At 63.6% G+C, this 17,637-nt stretch carries 13 protein-coding genes and 1 tRNA gene; 6 read left to right on the forward strand and 8 right to left on the reverse strand.

The genetic code is table 11. The features are described 5' to 3' along the window. Nucleotides 1–205: 205 nt before the first annotated feature. The 3 genes from UP10_RS04630 to UP10_RS04640 all read left to right on the forward strand — a co-directional run bounded on the left by UP10_RS04630 (nt 206) and on the right by UP10_RS04640 (nt 5,954). Nucleotides 206–3,307, forward strand: coding sequence for a bifunctional diguanylate cyclase/phosphodiesterase (locus tag UP10_RS04630; RefSeq protein ID WP_044586220.1), 3,102 nt, complete (start codon nt 206–208; stop codon nt 3,305–3,307). A 320-nt stretch (nt 3,308–3,627) separates the two neighbouring features. Next, complete coding sequence (locus UP10_RS04635; protein ID WP_044586482.1) at nt 3,628–4,032, forward strand: YccF domain-containing protein; 405 nt, start codon at nt 3,628–3,630, stop codon at nt 4,030–4,032. A 212-nt stretch (nt 4,033–4,244) separates the two neighbouring features. Next, on the forward strand, nt 4,245–5,954 hold the full coding sequence (locus UP10_RS04640; RefSeq protein WP_044586221.1) for a methyl-accepting chemotaxis protein: 1,710 nt from the start codon (nt 4,245–4,247) through the stop codon (nt 5,952–5,954). An 8-nt stretch (nt 5,955–5,962) separates the two neighbouring features. On the opposite strand, the gene UP10_RS46615 is transcribed toward UP10_RS04640, so the two are convergent. The 3 genes from UP10_RS46615 to UP10_RS46320 form a co-directional block, all read right to left on the reverse strand. Then, on the reverse strand, nt 5,963–6,220 hold the full coding sequence (locus UP10_RS46615) for a hypothetical protein (protein WP_502692161.1): 258 nt from the start codon (nt 6,218–6,220) through the stop codon (nt 5,963–5,965). 102 nt (nt 6,221–6,322) lie between these two features. After that, nucleotides 6,323–7,360, reverse strand: coding sequence for a hypothetical protein (locus tag UP10_RS04645; protein ID WP_044586222.1), 1,038 nt, complete (start codon nt 7,358–7,360; stop codon nt 6,323–6,325). A 52-nt stretch (nt 7,361–7,412) separates the two neighbouring features. Next, complete coding sequence (locus UP10_RS46320) at nt 7,413–7,544, reverse strand: hypothetical protein (RefSeq protein ID WP_283807622.1); 132 nt, start codon at nt 7,542–7,544, stop codon at nt 7,413–7,415. A 129-nt stretch (nt 7,545–7,673) separates the two neighbouring features. On the opposite strand from UP10_RS46320, the gene UP10_RS04650 reads away from it, so the two are divergent. After that, nucleotides 7,674–7,750 (forward strand) — tRNA-Arg (locus UP10_RS04650). Nucleotides 7,751–7,995: 245 nt separating this feature from the next. After that, complete coding sequence (gene lysA / locus UP10_RS04655; protein WP_044586223.1) at nt 7,996–9,261, forward strand: diaminopimelate decarboxylase; 1,266 nt, start codon at nt 7,996–7,998, stop codon at nt 9,259–9,261. 101 nt (nt 9,262–9,362) lie between these two features. Here the strand turns inward: lysA and UP10_RS04660 are convergent, their stop codons facing one another. After that, complete coding sequence (locus UP10_RS04660; protein ID WP_044586224.1) at nt 9,363–9,644, reverse strand: hypothetical protein; 282 nt, start codon at nt 9,642–9,644, stop codon at nt 9,363–9,365. A 213-nt stretch (nt 9,645–9,857) separates the two neighbouring features. On the opposite strand from UP10_RS04660, the gene UP10_RS45715 reads away from it, so the two are divergent. Then, nucleotides 9,858–10,586: a TetR-like C-terminal domain-containing protein gene (locus UP10_RS45715; protein WP_156179666.1), complete on the forward strand. Its 729-nt coding sequence runs from the start codon at nt 9,858–9,860 to the stop codon at nt 10,584–10,586. 17 nt (nt 10,587–10,603) lie between these two features. Here the strand turns inward: UP10_RS45715 and greA are convergent, their stop codons facing one another. The 4 genes from greA to UP10_RS04690 all read right to left on the reverse strand — a co-directional run bounded on the left by greA (nt 10,604) and on the right by UP10_RS04690 (nt 17,094). After that, the gene (gene greA / locus UP10_RS04675; RefSeq protein ID WP_044586226.1) at nt 10,604–11,086 is read right to left on the reverse strand and encodes a transcription elongation factor GreA; all 483 of its coding nucleotides are present in this window, start codon (nt 11,084–11,086) and stop codon (nt 10,604–10,606) included. 150 nt (nt 11,087–11,236) lie between these two features. After that, the gene (locus UP10_RS04680) at nt 11,237–14,383 is read right to left on the reverse strand and encodes an efflux RND transporter permease subunit (protein ID WP_044586227.1); all 3,147 of its coding nucleotides are present in this window, start codon (nt 14,381–14,383) and stop codon (nt 11,237–11,239) included. Beyond that, the gene (locus UP10_RS04685; protein ID WP_082076986.1) at nt 14,380–15,609 is read right to left on the reverse strand and encodes an efflux RND transporter periplasmic adaptor subunit; all 1,230 of its coding nucleotides are present in this window, start codon (nt 15,607–15,609) and stop codon (nt 14,380–14,382) included. The genes UP10_RS04680 and UP10_RS04685 overlap by 4 nt, the downstream gene beginning before the upstream one ends. A 348-nt stretch (nt 15,610–15,957) precedes the next feature. Then, the gene (locus UP10_RS04690) at nt 15,958–17,094 is read right to left on the reverse strand and encodes a hypothetical protein (protein ID WP_156179667.1); all 1,137 of its coding nucleotides are present in this window, start codon (nt 17,092–17,094) and stop codon (nt 15,958–15,960) included. Nucleotides 17,095–17,637 lie beyond the last annotated feature (543 nt).

The raw sequence follows: 17,637 nt of genomic DNA on the forward strand, positions 1-17,637 counted from the left end.
TTTTTCGAGGCGGACGTCTCGCCGCCCTTGTCGGGCGAGCTTAATCGCGGTCGACCCGGATGCAACCGAATACCGCCGATGGCGGCAGCCCCCCTGCAACCATCATGTTCAGAATCCCGCCCCTCCAATTAAGCGACGAGTAACCGGTTTTCCTAACCGCTTGTGCGAACTCCGCAGCGTATGCATGGCATCCAGGGGATGAGAAATGCGTGGATCGATGCAGGGGCAGGCGGGCGTCCCATCGGGACAGAGTGTGAACTGGCGGATCGCTGCGACCATCCGCGGGCCGGTGCTGTGGCTGACCGTCTGCGGCGCCCTGCTGGTATCAGCGATCTTCGCCGGCACCATCATGATGGTCGGTGAATACCGCGAGCGCGCCCTCGCCAACAGCGAGCGCGAGCTGGAGAACACCGTTCTGCTGCTCGCCCGCCATTTCGATCAGCAGTTCGAGGATTCCGACATCATCGCCTCGAACATGATCGAGAAGTTGAGGATTTCCGAGATCACCTCGCCGGAGGCGTTCCGCGCGAAGATGTCGACGCCGGAAACTCATCAGATGCTGAAGACCAAGGCGGTCTCGTTCCTCGGCCACCTCGTGCTGTTCGATGCCGACGGAAAGGCCATCACCTGGTCGGGCGATCTGCCGCCGCCGGCCAAGCTGAATATCGCCGAACGCGACTACTTCAAGAGCTTCAAGTTCAATGCGCATCCGGAGCCGGTGCGCATCGAAACCCTGCGCAGCCTGATCATCGGCGGCCTCAGCACCGTAATCGCCCATCGCCTGAGCGGACCGGACGGCACATTCCTCGGCGTCATGACCCGGCGCATCGATCCCCTGAACTACGAGAAGTTCTTTGCCTCGGTGGCGCCGGGTGCGAGTGCCGCGATCACGATGTTCCAAACCGACGGCATCATGCTCGCGCGCTATCCGCATGTCGAGGCGATGATCGGCAGGAAGCTCGACAATGCCCCATTGGTCGATCTCGTTGCGCGGCAGGGCGGCCAGCACACGCGGCGTCTGGCCAGCCCGATCGACGGCATTGACCGGCTCGGCTCGGCCGTCAGGCTCACGCATTTTCCGGCAGTCGTGGTCGCCACCAACACGGTGGAGGCGGCGCTCGGCGACTGGCGGGCGCAAACCCGCTTCCTGGTCTCCGTCGCCACACTCGCCGCTGTTATCGTCGCCCTGGTGCTGTTCGTCCTTGTCAGGCAGATCATGCGGCAGAACCGCGAGGCGCAGCAGCGGCTGGAGTCGGAGCGGCAGCAGCTCGACACCGCGCTCAACAACATGATCCAGGGCCTCGTGCTGTTCGACGCCAACGCACGCGTGGTGGTGTGCAACCAGCGCTATCTCGACATGTGCTGGCTGTCGGCCGATGTCGTCAAGCCCGGCCACAGCATCGAGGAATTGATGCAGCAGCGCAGGGCGACCGGATCTTTCGACGGCGACGTCGATGAATTCTGCACCATGGTCCGAACCAACATGGCTGCCGGCAAGGTGGCGGAGATCATCACCTCATCCGTCGACGGGCGCTGCTTCTCGATCATCAACCGGCCGCTGGCCCATGGCGGCTGGGTCGCCACCATCGAGGACATCACCGAGCGGCGCAACCTCGAGCAGGAGCGTGACCGCAACTACACCTTCCTGCGCCAGATCATCGACCATATCCCGTCGCAGATCACGGTGAAGGATGCCCTCACGAGGCAATATCTCCTGGTCAACCGAATTGCCGAGGACGTGTTCGCGGAGGCGGGCAAGACGATCGTCGGCAAGACCGCCTTTGACATTGTTCCGGCGTCGGACGCCGACATCGTCACCCGCGACGACGACCGTGTGCTGCGCTCGCCCGACGAGCTGTTCGTGGCCGAGCAGACCTGGAAAACGCCAACCGGCGGTCACCGCTATGTCATCTCGAAGCGCATCGGTATCCGCGACGAGGCGGGCGAACCGCGCTACGTCATCAACGTCATCGACGACGTGACCGAACAGCGGCGCGCCAACGAGAAGATCGCGCACCTCGCCCATTACGACGCACTGACCGACCTGCCGAACCGCGTCCTATTTCGCGATCAAATCGAGCGTGAGCTGGAGAAGGCGAAGCACGGCGGGCAATTCGCGCTGCTCTACATCGATATCGACGAATTCAAGGGCATCAACGACTCGCTCGGCCATCACGTCGGCGACGATCTGCTCAAGACCATTGCCGGCCGCATCAAGGCCTGCCTGAAGCATGGCGACCTGATCGCGCGGCTCGGCGGCGACGAGTTCGCGGTGATCCAGACCGCGATCGGCGGCACCGAGGACGTTGAGGGTTTCGTCGCCCGCGTCCACCACGCGATCCGGCAGCCCTGCGACTGTCTCGGCCATCATTTGTCGACCGACGCCAGCATCGGCGTCGCGCTGGCGCCGCGGGATGGCACCGACCTCGATCAGCTGATCCGCAACGCGGACATCGCCATGTATGACGCCAAGGCGGAAGGCCGCCGCACCCATCGCTTCTTCGAGCCGGAGATGGGCGCCAACGCAAGGGCACGGCTGAGGATGGAGCAGGATCTGCGGCAGGCGATGATCGACGGCGCCTTCGAGATTTATTACCAGCCGCTGCTCGGCCTCGACAGCGACGAGGTGACCGGCTGCGAGGCGCTGCTGCGCTGGCGCCATGCCGAGCGCGGCATGGTCTCGCCGGCTGAATTCATCCCCGTCGCGGAGGACACCGGCCTGATCGTCGAGCTCGGCGAGTGGGTGCTGCGGACCGCGTGCATGGAGGCTGCGACCTGGCCGAACAACATCCGCCTTGCCGTCAACGTCTCCCCCATCCAGTTGAAGAATGCCACGCTGGCGCTGAAGGTCGCCAGCGCGCTCGCCGCCTCCGGCCTGAACCCTGACAGGCTCGAGCTCGAGATCACCGAGGCGGTGCTGATCGGCGACGACGACGTGGCGCTGGCGATCCTGCACCAGCTCCGCGACATCGGCGTCAGGATCGCACTCGACGATTTCGGCACCGGCTATTCGTCGCTGAGCTACCTGAAGCGCTTCCCGTTCGACAAGATCAAGATCGACCGCTCTTTCATCAGCGACATCGCGGTCGACGGCTCGGCGACGATCGTGCAGTCGGTGGTCAACATCGCCGCCTCGCGCGACATGACCACGACAGCGGAAGGTGTGGAGACCGAACAGCAGCGCGACCTGCTGCGCCATCTCGGCTGCACCGAGATGCAGGGCTATCTGTTCAGCGCCCCGAAGCCCGCTGCCGAACTCAGGTCGTTGCTCGCTTCTCGCGGCCAAAAGGCACGCGCGATCGCGTAGAGCAATCGATCCCGTGGCAGGCTCGGGGCGTACTGCCAAAATATCGAAAACAACCCCATGCAAAGTAGCCGGCGGCTCCCGGCGCTCGACATGACAACTTGACATGTCGGGCAACTCAGCGGTATTATTCCATTATTCCGAAATCTCGCAAGCGCCCTTCGCTCCAGACGATCGCGTATGGCGTTTGTGGCCTTCTCCCGCAAGCGGGAGAGGGAATACAGCTCCTTCGCCGCCGCTATTCGACCTAACCTCATCCCTACCGTACCGCTCGCCGCAGGCCTATATTGAGCGTGGTCTCACCCGACGCGAAGGTCTCATCGATGCAGCCGGTCTCTATCCTCCTGAACATCTTCTGGATTCTACTCGGTGGGGCCTGGATGGCGTTCGGCTGGCTGGTTGCCGCCGTGATCATGGCCATCACCATCATCGGCCTGCCCTGGGCGCGCGCCGCCTTCAACATCGCGGTTTATACGCTGCTGCCGTTCGGTTCGCGCGCGGTACGCCGCGATGAACTGACCGGCCAGGGCGACCTCGGCACCGGGCCGCTTGGCCTGATCGGCAATCTGATCTGGTTCATCCTGGCCGGCTGGTGGCTTGCGATCGGACACCTGATCACCGCGATCCTGCTCGCGGTCACCATCATCGGCATCCCCTTCGCCTGGGCCCATCTCAAGCTCGCCGGCATCGCGCTGTGGCCGATCGGCAAGGTCATCGTGCCGGCGTGATGATCGGGAGCGAGGGGCCTCTTGACGATGAGCCGCCGGGCTGGCGGCTCACATCGCGGCCTGGCCGCGCCTGATTGAGCCCCCGCCGTGGCACGACGGTCACTTTGTTAACTCAGTTCTTAACGAATTCATTCTATTTTGCCGCATCCTACCTCATGGACAGTCTGCCGCCCGGTTCCTGGGCGGCGTTCTCAGCACATCGAAGAGGCAGAATGCCGGTCCTCAAGACCCCGTTTTCGTTCCGCTCGATCGGGACCAAGCTTGCGATCATGACCGTGGTCGGCGCGATTTGCATGGCGCTGGTGGCATCCACCGTTCTCTGGATTGCCCGGGGCCAGCTCGTCACGGAGCGCACCGAGAAGGCACATGCCATCGTCGACGTGGCGTGGAATCTCGCCGACGGCTATTACAAGGCCTACAAGGCCGGCCAGATGACCGAAGAGGAAGCCAGGAAGCGCTTCCTGGAGGCCAACAATTCCGTCTGGTACGAAGACCACACCAACTACGTCTTCATCTACGACTACGAGACCGGGCTTTGCGTTTCCAACCCCGGCATTCCGCAGTTCGTCGGCAAGGACATGCGCCCCAACAAGGACGCCAATGGCCTGCCCTTCGCGGTCATGCTGATGGAGCTGGCGAAGAAGGGCCAGGGCACCCTGCGCTACGCATTCCGCCGCAGCGGCAGCGATGCCACCCCGCTCGACAAGGTCGCCTTCACGCGTGGCTTCGCACCGTGGAACCTGATGATCGGGTCGGCCGAATACATGTCGGAGGTCGATACCTCGTTCTGGTCGATGGTGCAGATGGCCTCCGGCGTCATCGCCGTGCTGATGCTGATCTCGATCCTGATCGCCTGGGCTGTCGGGCGCAGCGTGGTGAAGCCGCTGTCGAGCCTGAAGGAGCGGATGGCGTCGCTCAGCGCCGGTCAGCTTGACGCGCCGGTATCGCATGCAGACCGCCGCGACGAGATCGGCGAGATGGCGCGCACCGTGCAGGTATTCCGGGACGCGATGCTCGAAACCAACCGCCTGCGCGCGCAACAGGCGGCCGCAGAGCAGAACCAGGCCGCGACACGAAAGATCGACATGAACCGTCTTGCCGATCAGTTCGAAAGCGAGGTCGGCGAGATCATCGAGATGGTGTCGGTCGCCGCCGGTCAGCTCGAGCAATCCTCGACGACGCTGTCGAAAACCGCCGACACCGTCGAGCGGGTCAGCGGCCGCGCCTCCAATGCATCCGGCGAGGCCTCCTCGAACGTGCATTCGGTGGCGGCCGCGAGCGAAGAACTTGCAGCCTCGATCGGCGAGATCAGCCGCCAGGTCGGAGCGTCCGCGCGTATCGCCGGCGAGGCGGTGGCGCAGGCACAGAAGACCGATATCCGTATCGGCGAATTGTCGAAGGCCGCAAGCCGCATCGGCGACGTGGTCGATCTGATCCAGACGATCGCCGGACAGACCAACCTGCTGGCGCTGAACGCGACCATCGAGGCCGCCCGCGCCGGCGACGCCGGTCGAGGCTTTGCGGTGGTGGCCTCTGAAGTGAAGTCGCTTGCCGAGCAGACCGCGAAGGCGACCGACGAGATCAGCCAGCAGATCTCGGACATTCAGTCGGCAACCCAGGATTCTGTTGCGGCCATCAAGGAAATCGGCACGACGATCGGGCGCATCTCGGAGATTTCAGCATCGATCTCGTCGTCGGTCGAGCAGCAGGGCTCGGCCACCCAGGAGATTTCCCGCAACGTGCAACGTGCCGCCGCAGGCACCTCGCAGGTCGAAGCCAGCATCGTGGACGTGCAGCGCGGCGCGGCGGAAACCGGTGGGGCCTCTGCTCAGGTGCAGGCGGCCGCGCAATCCCTGGCCAATGAGAGCGCCCGGCTCAAACGCGGCGTCGGTAGCTTCCTGAGTTCGATCAGGGCGGCGTAGGAAAGGCTTTAGAGCCAATCCTTCGTCGTCTGGGAGCAAGCCTGGTAATCGCGCCTCCAGATGAACCCATGGCCACCGCAGGGAGGACGGGCGCGCGAGGTGGCAGGGCATTCGTTCCTGACGCGTGCGCCGGTGCCCCAGCCGTCAATCACGCAAGCGCCCATCGCGGTGCTGTGGCAACCGGCGCCGCATTCGTCTGCGGCGTTGGCCGAGCCACAGCCTAGCAACGTAACTGCCGTCAGAACCGCGAGCAAAGATCCTCTCATGCTGTCCTCCATCGGGCTGCAGGTCGTCGTCCTGCATACAAATGTAGGCCGCATCGATCGCGCTTGCCACCGACAACGTCTCACATCTAGGTGCGCGCAAGATCAGCGCGCGGCCGCGCAGCCGGGAATATCGAACACCGCGGTCAGGCCGCAGGGCGAGGTCAGCATCTTGCCGCCCTCATGGCCTACGCCGGGCACATCCCATTCGCTGTGGTTCGGCGTGCCGTTGTCGCGGGCCTGCATGACCGCGACATAGGCGTGGCCGCGCGCGTAACGATACGGTCCTTCGGCTTCGGCCATGCAGGATTTGTCGAGTGCGGGATGGTTCGGATTGGTGTCGAGCGTTCCCAAGAGATAGATGACGCGCCGCGCGACGTAGGCCTGCTCCAGTGCGGCTGGCGTTGGCTCGGCGAGATAGGGCGGACGCTCGTCCATGCCGAACTTCCAGTCGTTGTAACCGTGGCAGCTCGCCGCGATCGCAGTATCCGGCCGATCCTTGCTGAAATAGGCATATGAGGACGGGTTAGCGACCACAAAGCGCACACCGATGCCTTCATGCAGCAGCGGCTGATCGCCCTTCGTCGCGATCGCATAGCGCTGCACCACCTGCCCGCCACCGGAATGGCCGAACACCACGACCTGCTTCAGGTTCGGAAACAGCGTGCGGTCGCCGAGCTTCGCCAGGATGGCGTCGAGCGCGTCGAACGAACTCGCCGGGCCCGGCCCGAGCGCGGGATCGCCGCCCTCCCAGCCATAGAGACTCCAGCGCAGCGTGTCGGCCGGCAGCTTGAAGGCATTCACGTCGGATTCGACGAGGAATTGCGGCGCGATCATCAGCGTGCTCTTGCCGGCATCGCCGGCGGCGGCCTGTGCCTCCAGCGCGGAACGGAAATAATCGTCGGCATTACGCAGCGCGCCATGGAGTACAAGGACGGCGCGCATGATGTCCGGCAGCGGCTTGGACCAGTCCGCCGACAGATAGAGTGGGAATGTCGCGGTGCCGACCGCGATGCGCGCGCTGGCGATCTCCTTGACCGGCTTATCGTGACGCTCGACGTCTTCCGTCATCGGCGCGGCAGGGGCGCGAGCCGCCATCGCGACAAGCAGCGTCAATGCCGCAAGCCAGACTCGGTGATGCATGGTGGGTGCTCCGTCAATGCTGTGCCCGCGGGAAAGATGGGATCGGGCTTGATCATGGCGCATCGGGCGCTTGTTCACCCGTGAACTTTTGGAAAGGCGTTTCACCGATTCTCAAGCCGCCAGCCGCCCGCGATTGTTCGCCGCGAGGATCGGGCAGATACCCGCCAAATTCCGGCGGCTGCATGACGATCTCCCTCGAAACACAGCCGTTTTCGCGCGCGCGGTCATGTTTGGAGGACCAGTTTAAAGCCTCCCGGCGGCCCGCCAAGGCCGTTGCCGACAGAGGACCAATCAGCTAAATGAACCCCTGTACGCACCCGTAGCTCAGCTGGATAGAGCGTTGCCCTCCGAAGGCAAAGGTCACACGTTCGAATCGTGTCGGGTGCGCCATTACATTCCAAAACTGGGCATACCAGAACCCGCCGTTTTAGCGCTTGAGGCCGCGGCGAGAGTACGCGGCAGCACGCTTTTCGACCCCTTCAGTTTGGCGTCCGCAACGCTCGCGCGCTTGCATAAGTCTTGATTAATGCACCCGAACAGGCCGAAATGCTGCGGGGCGAGATCGCCTGCGCTTTCCCTCGAGCCACGTATGGCCGAACCACTTTCGGCCATTACCCCAGACGGAAGAGCTGTTCGTGACGAGACCACAATCCCTGCGGCCGGACCTGATCAACGCCGCGCTCACATCCGCTCAACGCGTGGGCACGCCACTTTGGCTCTACGAAGCCGAGCCGATACGGCAGCGGGTCAGGCAATTGTCGGGATTCGATTGCGTCCGCTTCGCCCAAAAGGCCAACAGCAACACGCATATCCTGCGCCTGCTCCGGTCGATGGGGGTCGCGGTCGACGCCGTCTCCCTCGGCGAGATCGAACGCGCGCTGCGGGCAGGCTACGTGCCCGGCACGACCGCGCATGACATCGTGTTTACCGCCGACATCATCGACGAGGCGACGCTGGCGCGCGTCCTCGCACTGGGAATTCCCGTCAATTGCGGATCGCCTGACATGCTGAGGCAACTCGGTCGCGTGGGGCGCGGCCATCCGGTTTGGCTCAGGATCAATCCAGGCTTCGGACATGGTCACAACCGCAAGACCAACACGGGTGGTCCTTCGAGCAAGCATGGAATCTGGCACGAGGAGTTCGAGGACAGCCTGCGTCTCGTCGACGAATACGGACTATCCCTGATCGGACTTCACATGCATATCGGCTCGGGCGTCGACTATGCGCACTTGCATCGTGTCTGCGACAGCATGCTGGATGCCGTGCGGCGCGCCAATCGGCCTCTGTTGGCAATCTCGGCGGGCGGCGGGCTCTCGGTACCTTATCGGCCGGGCGAACCGGAGATCGATATCGCCGAATATTATGCAGCATGGAACAAGACCAGGCTCGAGGCCGAGCGGATCACGGGTGGCCGGATACGCCTCGAATTGGAGCCAGGCCGATACCTCGTGGGCAATGCCGGGCTTCTCGTCGCCGAGGTTCGCGCGGTCAAGAATGTGGCCGGCAACCATTTCGTGCTGCTGGATGCGGGCTTCAACGAACTGGCCCGCCCCATCCTTTACGGCAGTCACCACGACATCTGCTTTGTCACGCGAGCCGGTGCGCCGGTTGCCGGTCCGATCCGTCCCATCGCGGTTGCCGGGCCGCTCTGCGAAGCGGGCGACGTCTTCACCCAGCATGATGGCGGCTTCGTCGAGTTCCGCGAACTCCCGCTGCCGGAGGTTGGCGACATCGCGATCCTGCGCGACGCGGGGGCCTATGGCGCGACCATGTCTTCAAACTACAACACGCGACCGCTGGCGCCTGAGGTCATGCTCGATGCGGGAGCGCTCTCGGTCATCCGCAAGCGTCAGTTGATCGAGCAACTGCTTGATCTTGAATCCGATGGAGGACCGCTCTGATGGTTGCGCCAGCGGCGCTGTACCCTTTGCTGGCGCAGACAGACGGCTTAACCAACGCGCGAACGTGCGCGCGACGCCGCCGCGATCAGATGAACCCGTAACTAGGCGGCAATTGCCTGCTGAAGCGCGATCGCCTGGTCGCGATTCTGGAACGCGATCGCGGTGTGGGTGTAATCGTCTGCGGTCTGCGAACGGGCGATGTGATCGAGAACCTCGCGGCCTTTGATGACGTGAAGGTCGGTTCCGCTCTGCGAGGGAAAGATGCCGACGACGACGTCGTAGGCCGTAATGACCGCCCGCAGCGCGCTTGCCTTGTCGTCAGAGGCCTCGATGAAAATACGAACGTCCGCTGCGAGATCCCGCAGTTCATCAAAATCGATCACCTGGCCACTCCGACGCAACTCATCGACCGACTCTAGCGCCAACGTGCTTACTGAAAGATAAAGGAACTCACGGGCCGAACGCTGCGTGCTTGCGATCGCTTACGATGGCGAGCACTGCTCAAACCGTCTTCGCCATCCGTAGCGGGTCCTGCCCGGCGGCTTGTACACTGAGAGGACTGCCGGCACGAGCAGGACCAGCAGACCACCGGCGGCATGAAGCACGAGTTGGGCCCCGACCGCGCGAAGCTCGGCACGCGGCAATGTGGTCTCCGCGGCCAGGCCGACGGCGTAACCAATCAGCTTCATCTTGGACAGCAACACCGCAATGGCAAACGCCGTCAGCAAGAATTTGATCAGGACCCAGTAGTGTCGGAACAAACCCCAGGGCGTGCCCAGCGACTGGATAAGTCCGGTCAGCAACGAAACGGATGCCAATGGGACGATCGCGAACTGGTTGATCAACTGCATCGAAGGGTAGGCCGCGCGCACCGTCGGCGCATCATGACTGATCAGACCGGCGATCGCGAGAACCAGAAAGCCCGCGATCGCACCGAGCAGGCCGACCGAGCCGGTAACATGCGCCGTGAGCGCGAACTCGCGCCCAGAAGGAGGATCTGGCGAAATCAGGAGACAGCAAAGATCGAACATGCCCATGGTCATATCGATCTCTACAAAGCGCTGGTTGGCGGTCGCGGCGGCGCCATCGCGCTCGGAACCATTCGCCAGATCCTGTCGGACCTGGTGCGCAATGAACTGGCGGCAACCGTTGACAAGACGTCGGCGGAAATTATCCCGCGCGACGTCGTCGTCCAGTATGTCGTTGGTGCCTTCATGGCCGTGATGACCTGGTGGTTGGACGGTGGCGCAAAGCTGCCGCCTCGGCAGATCGATTCGATGTTTCGACAGCTGGCGACCGAAGGCATCATGCGGTCGTATGCGTGAGGGTGGTGGTTGACCGCTCAGGCGATCGCAACAATTTCGAGTTCCTGATTGCCCGACCCCACCACGTCTCCCACGCCCTTGCCCATCAGCGACTTCGCGACCGGAGACGCAAAGGAAATCGAGCCGGCCTTGGGATCGGCCTCGTCCTCTCCCACAATGCGATAGGTCTGCACGCGCCCGTCAGCGCGGCTGAAAGTCACCGTGCTTCCAAAGGCAACTGTTTCGGTTGAAGCAGGATCGGGGACGACCTGGGCTGTGCGCAGCCTTTCCGCGAAGTATCGTGCGTCGCGCAAGGGAGCTGCCGACTGCCGTCGCCGCTCATTGACGTCCTCGAGCTGCTGCGCGGCCTCGTGCGCGTCACGCGCCTGGCGGAACTGAGCCTCCAACGCTTTCAACCCTGCCTCGGTCACCAGATTGGGATGCGGTGAAATCGGACGGTCGGGCAACAGCGTCTCGGACGCGGTTTCGGCGCTCTCTTCCTTGATGAAGGCAACACTCAATCTGGAACTCCGTCGAAGAGGAGGCAGTATAGCCGCACTTCACTCTGTCAGCTAAGCATGATCCGGAAAAGTGGAACCCGGTTCTCCGAAAAGATCATGCTCAAACAAAGAGATTAGATCATGATGCGATTCCTGTAATCGCATCACGATCTAATGCGCCGGAGCCTCCGGCACCTTGCCCTTGCCGCCGAACCTGCTCTTCACGCCCTCGCGCATGCGCTGGAAGGTGACGTAGAGCATCGGCACCAGGAAGATGCCGATCGAGCTTGCGGCGAGCATGCCGCCGAACACCGCCGTTCCGACGGCGCGGCGGCTGATTTCGGCGGCGCCGGTTGCGACCACCAGCGGCAACAGGCCGAGGATGAAGGCTATCGAGGTCATCATGACCGCGCGGAAGCGCATCTGCGATCCCAACAGCGCGGCGTCCACGATCGGCATGCCGGCTTCGCGTTGCTCCTTGGCGAACTCCACGATCAGGATGCCGTTCTTGGCGGCGAGCGCGATCAGCACGACGAGGCCGATCTGGCCGTAGAGATCGAGATTCAGCCCCGCGAGCTTGATCGCGAGATAGGAGCCGAACACGCCGACCGTGATCGCCAGCAGCACGGGAATCGGGATCGTCCAGCTCTCGTATAGCGCCACCAGGAACAGATAGGCGAACAGCACCGCGAGCGCGAGGATAATGCCGGTCTGGCCGGCGGCCGCCTGCTCCTGATAGGCGGTGCCGGTCCATTCGTAGGAATAGCCGGCCGGCAGCGTCGCCTTGGAGATCTCGGCCATGGCCGCGATCGCGGTGCCCGACGACACGCCCGCCGCCGGGCCGCCGTTCACGGTAACCGAGCGGAAATTGTTGTAGCGGGTGATCACTTGCGGACCGGTGACGATCCGCAAGGACGCGATCGACCGGATCGGCACCATCTCGCCGGTCGCGTTGCGCACATAGATCTGCCAGATGTCCGGGATGTCGCCGCGGTCGGCCGCCTCGCCCTGCACATTGACCTGCCAGGTGCGGCCGTACAGGTTGAAGTTGTTGACATAGATGCCTCCGAGCGTGGCCTGCAGCGCGGTGAAGACATCGCTCATGTTGAGACCGAGCGCCTGCGCCTTGGCCCGATCGATGTCGAGATAAACCGACGGATTGGTCGCGGTGAAGGTCGAGAACACGCGGGTCAGTCGCGGGTCGCGGTTGGCCGCGGCGATCAACCCGCCCATCACGCTGCCGAGGGAGGCCGGATCCTGCCCTTCCAGCGCGTCGAGCTGATATTCGAAGCCGCCGGAGGTCGAGAGCCCGATGATCGGCGGCAGGTTGAACGGCAGGACCGAGGCCTGACGGATCTGCGATCCCCCGATGAAGGTCTGCCGGATCGCGGCCTGCACCGAATCGGTGACCGCCTTGCGGTCGGCGAACGGCTTCATGCGCGCCACCATGAACGCCGAATTGGGTTCGCTGGCGCCATCGAGCAGCGAGAAGCCGATGATCGACAGCACGTGGTCGACCGCGGGGTTCTTCTTCAAGAGCGCCTCGACCTGTTTGGTCGCCTCGCTGGTGCGCGCCACCGACGCGCCGTCGGGCAATTGGACGGCGATGAAGAACGCGCCCTGGTCCTCCTCGGGCAGGAAGCCGGTCGGAGTCAGCCGCGACACGCCGAAGATAGCGCCGGCGAACACCAGAACGCCGACCAGCGAAAGCACCGCGACGCGCAGAAGCCGCCGCACCCCGCCGGCATAGCGGTCGCGCACCCAATCGATGCCGCCGAGCACCCGTCCCATGATGCCGTGGCGCGGCCCGGTGTGGCGCAGGAAGACGGCGCAAAGCGCCGGCGACAGCGTCAGCGCGTTCAACGCCGAGATCACCATCGCCGCGCTGATCGTCACCGCGAACTGACGGAACAGCGTTCCGGAAATTCCGGGGATGAAGGCGATCGGTACGAACACCGAGAGCAGCACCAGCGAGATCGCGATGATCGGTGCAGTGATCTGCGTCATCGCCTTCTTGGTGGCGTCGGCCGGCGACAGCTCCGGCTCTTCCTCCATGACGCGCTCGACGTTCTCGACCACCACGATGGCGTCGTCGACCACGATGCCGATAGCCAGCACCATCGCCAGCAGCGAGACCGTGTTGGCGGAGTAACCGAGCGCCAGCAGCACCGCGAAAGCGCCGATCAGGCTGACCGGAACCGCCACCGCCGGAATGATCGTGGCGCGCAGATTGCCGAGGAACAGGAACACCACAATGACGACGAGCACGAAGGCCTCGCCGAGCGTCTTCATCACCTCGGTGATCGTATCGGAGACGAAGGTCGTGGAATCATACTGTACGAGATAGGTCAGGCCCGGCGGAAACCGCTCCGACAGCGTTGCCAGCGTGGCTTGGACCGCCTTGGCCGTCGTCACCGCATTGGCGCCGGGGGCGAGATAGATGCCCATCGGCACGCCGGGATTGCCGTCGATGCGCGACTCGGAGTCCATGTTCTGCGCGCCGATCTCGACGCGGGCGACATCCCTGATCCGCAGCACCGATCCGTCCGGATTGGCCCGCAACACGATCTCGCCGAACTGCGCTGACGTCGTGAGGCGGCCCTGCGTCTGCACATTGAACTGGAACTGCTGATCGGTGCTGATCGGGCGCGCGCCGATGCGGCCGACCGGCGCCTGGACGCTTTGGGCGCGGATCGCCGCGATCACGTCCGATGGCGCCAGATTGAGGCTGGTGAGACGCTGGGTGTCGAACCAGATCCGCATCGAATAGTTCAGCTTGGCGAACAGCGACGCCTGTCCGACACCGGGCGTGCGGGATATCGCGTCCAGCACGTTGATGATGGCGTAGTTGGTGATGAACAGCGGGTCCTGCTCGCCGCTCTTGCTGTACAGCACGATGAACTGCAGCACCGCCGAGGATTTCTTCTGCACGACCAGGCCTTGCGCCTGCACCTCGGTCGGCAATTGCGCGAGCGCGCTCTGCACCCGGTTGTTGACGTTGACGGTGTTGATGTCCGGATTGCTGCCGAGCGCGAACGAGACCGTCAGCGTATAGCTGCCGTCATTGCCGCTGGTCGACTTCATGTAGAGCATCTTGTCGACGCCCACGACCTGGGCTTCGAGCGGTTGGGCGACGCTCGATTCCACCACGTCGGCGGAGGCGCCGGGAAATACCGCTGTCACCGTGACCTGTGGCGGCACGATGTCGGGGAATTGGGCCACCGGGATCTGCATCAGCGCCAGCGCGCCCGCGATCGTGATCACGAACGCGATGACGATCGCAAGCCGCGGACGATCGACGAAGACTGCGGAAATCATGGCGTTGCGCCCGCCGGTTTCGTGCTGCCCCCGCTCTCGGCCGAGGTCTTCATGCTCGACTGGATCAGCGCGCTGGCCGGCCCCGGCGCGACCGGTTGTCCTGCCCGCACTTTCTGTAGACCCTCGACGATCACCTTGTCGCCGAGCGAGATGCCTTCAGTCACCGCCGCGATCGTCGACGTCGATTGCCCGAGCTTGATCCGCCGCTGCTCGGCCTTGTTGTCGGCACCGACGACGTAGACATATTCGCCCTGCTGGTCCGACAGCACTGCCGAGCGCGGGATCGCCAGCACCTCGACCGGCTCCACGCCTTCCAGCAGGACCGTCACGAACTCGTTGTCGGTGAGCTCGCGGACCGCGCCGCCGGCCTCGGGGGCATTATACAAGGCCGGGTTGGGAATGGTGCCGCGCAGCGTAATCGTGTCGGTGTTCTGCGCGATGGTGTTGTTGACGAAATTCAGTTCGCCGACCTTGTCATAGAGCCGGCCGTCCGTCAGCCTGATACGGATGACGACCGCCTTGAAGCCTCCGCGCGTCACGTAGCGCTCGCGCAGCGTCAGCGATTCGCGCACCGACACCGGGAAGGTGACATACATCGGGTCCTGGCTGACGATGGTCGTCAACGTACCCGAGCTCGGCGTGACGACGTTGCCCTCGGTAACCGCGGTGCGCCCGATCTTGCCGTCGATCGGCGAATGAATCTCGGTGTAATCCAGATTGATCTTGGACAAATCGACCTGCGCCTGCGCTGCCTGCACCTGCGCCTCGAGGCTCTCCTGGTTGGCGGTCGCGGAATCAACGGTCGATTGCTGGCCGGCGGGGCCGGCGAGCAGGGCCTTGGCGCGGTCCAGGGTCAGCTTGGCGTTGACCAGCGTCGCCTGCAGCTGGGCGACCTGCGCCTTCTTCGATGCAAGGTCGGCTTCGAACGGACCGCGCTCGAGCTGATAGAGCAGATCGCTGGTCTTGACTTCCGCGCCATCGACGAAGTTCCGCTTCTCGAGGAAGGCGGTGACGCGCGCGACCACGTTGACGCGATTGGTGGCCTCGATTCGTCCGAGAAACTCGTTGGACTCGGTGATCGGCCGCTTGACCGCCTCGATCACGCCGACCGCCGGAGGCGCCGAGGCAGCCGTTTGGGCATCGGCCGCCGAAATCCCCACAACCGCAAGTCCCGCGGTTACGAGAAGGCCTGCCGTTCGACCGAACGTTCTTGTCGTGCCATTCATATGTCCTGCCCTTCGGCTATCGGCAATCTCTACATGGCGGATGTGACGTCGAGTTTCCCTGAAGCGTGAAAAGACGAGGATCAGCACGTGGCGTTACCGAGGATCATAACGCGCTCAATCTGCCTCAGACAATCCTGTAACCGCTGTGCCGCATTTTTGACCCGACCCACGGCCGATCAGGGGCTTGACAGTCACGGTGCCGTCCCCCGTGTCCGGCGCCGGGAACCGGCACCCGAACATCCACTCGCTCGAATTGACAGGGACGAATTGACAGGGACGATGGAGGTGTCCGCCTGCTACGCGCAGATCACCGCGCCGGGCAGACCGCGGCGATGGCGACCGTGGCGCTCACAACGCAATCGCGTTCTTCAGACGAGCCGTGACTTGATAGGTCGGCGACGCCAATCGCTGTTGCAGCCACAGCCGTGCATTCTTGCCGCTGACCTCGTGCTTGCCTTCGAACACCGTCATGCCGATCAAATGCGCATGATCGGACGACGCGTACACGGATCGCATTTCCATGAACGTCTCGTCCCTGCCATACGCGATCGAGTTTGCCAGGTCGTGACTTCCCAGCTCGAAGAAGAGCGGGCATGGACTGACGAGATCAGCCAGCTGACCGCCCATGTATTTGGTACGGCTGTTGCTGAAATGGACGTATGAGGCGAGCTCCATGCCCAAATTCTTGCTGATGATGGGAGACATCAGAAACTTCGTCTCGTCGCGCATATATCCGGACGCAACGGTCGGTCTCATGCGTCCGGTTGCGGCCTCGAGGTGAACCACCAGCAGCGCACCCCAGGACACGCCATACACGCCAACGTTCAGAGCGGACGCGCCCACCAGTTTCCTGCAGACGAATTCGCCCGCCTCGATCGACGCACATGACACGTTGTGGGCAGAGACGCCGTGGGAAGCCAGCATCGCCGCGATATTGTTCTGGCTCTCCTGATTTCCGATCTGGACGATGTACGGGCTCCAGACGACATAGCCATCCTCGCACAGCCGCTTGCCGATAGCGTTCATGTAGTCGGGATCGGCATCGACGAAGCAGCGCTCCGGCGTGCTGGCCATGCCGTGCGCAAGCAGGATCAATCCCTTGATGTCTCCAGCCGGAATGCCGAGACATCCTCGCACCGGAATTCCACATTCCAGGTTGAACTCGACCTTTGTGACCGAAAAGCCGTCCTCCGTCCGCTTCCACAGGACCTGAATCTCGTCGCTCGACGGCCGATACAGGCGGCGCTGCCGGAACAGCGATCTCATCTCCGGGCGGATCTCCGCCCCTGTTGCGTCAGGTCTCAGCTTTCCAGCCGTCGCAATGTCGAAGAACGACCGGCAGAACGTATCGTAGCCAAGGCTTGGCAAATCGACGTTCGCGCACGCGCCATCGCAATGGCTGAGCCCCAGCGCGTCGTTGCCGCGAACCGCGGCCGGCCCGACCAGGGTCATCAACAGTCCGGAAAGTGCCCTGCGGCTGATCACCGATCCCCCCATAGCCACCCAGCCCAGCTAGGACCAGAAGTCGCCGCGACGCAAATTAAAGGATGGTCATGATCGCCGAGCGCGCGCGGCGTTGCAGACGCGCAACGCTTTTGGGCTGAAAGCCGCCGCAATTGCGCGAGACAGGTTTCAGAATATTTCAGATCGTTTCAGTTCGGCGATCGGTACGGATCCACACGGCAAGCTCGGCACCATGCTGCGGCGCACATGGAGTGCCCTTGTTGGACGGTCCCTACTGTACAGTCTTCGGCTTGGCGTCGGCGACCTTGTCGGCGGCCGGCTTCGGCACGTCGCCGAAATCGAGTTTCTTCTGCAGACCGATTTGCAGGTTCAGCGCCCATGGCTGGACTTCGTCGGGACGCCGGACCTGCCGGACCGAGGCGCCGGCGGTGCCGATGAATCCCTCGCCGAAATCGTGACATTCGGCCTCGGCTCGTCACGCACCGTGCAGGACACGACGTTGTCGTTCGCATCGCTTGACACGGCGTTGGCACACGAGGCCGCGGTCAGCTACGGGTGGCCCCC

Origin of the sequence: Bradyrhizobium sp. LTSPM299 (assembly GCF_000938235.1) — a bacterium.
Lineage (GTDB): Bacteria > Pseudomonadota > Alphaproteobacteria > Rhizobiales > Xanthobacteraceae > Bradyrhizobium.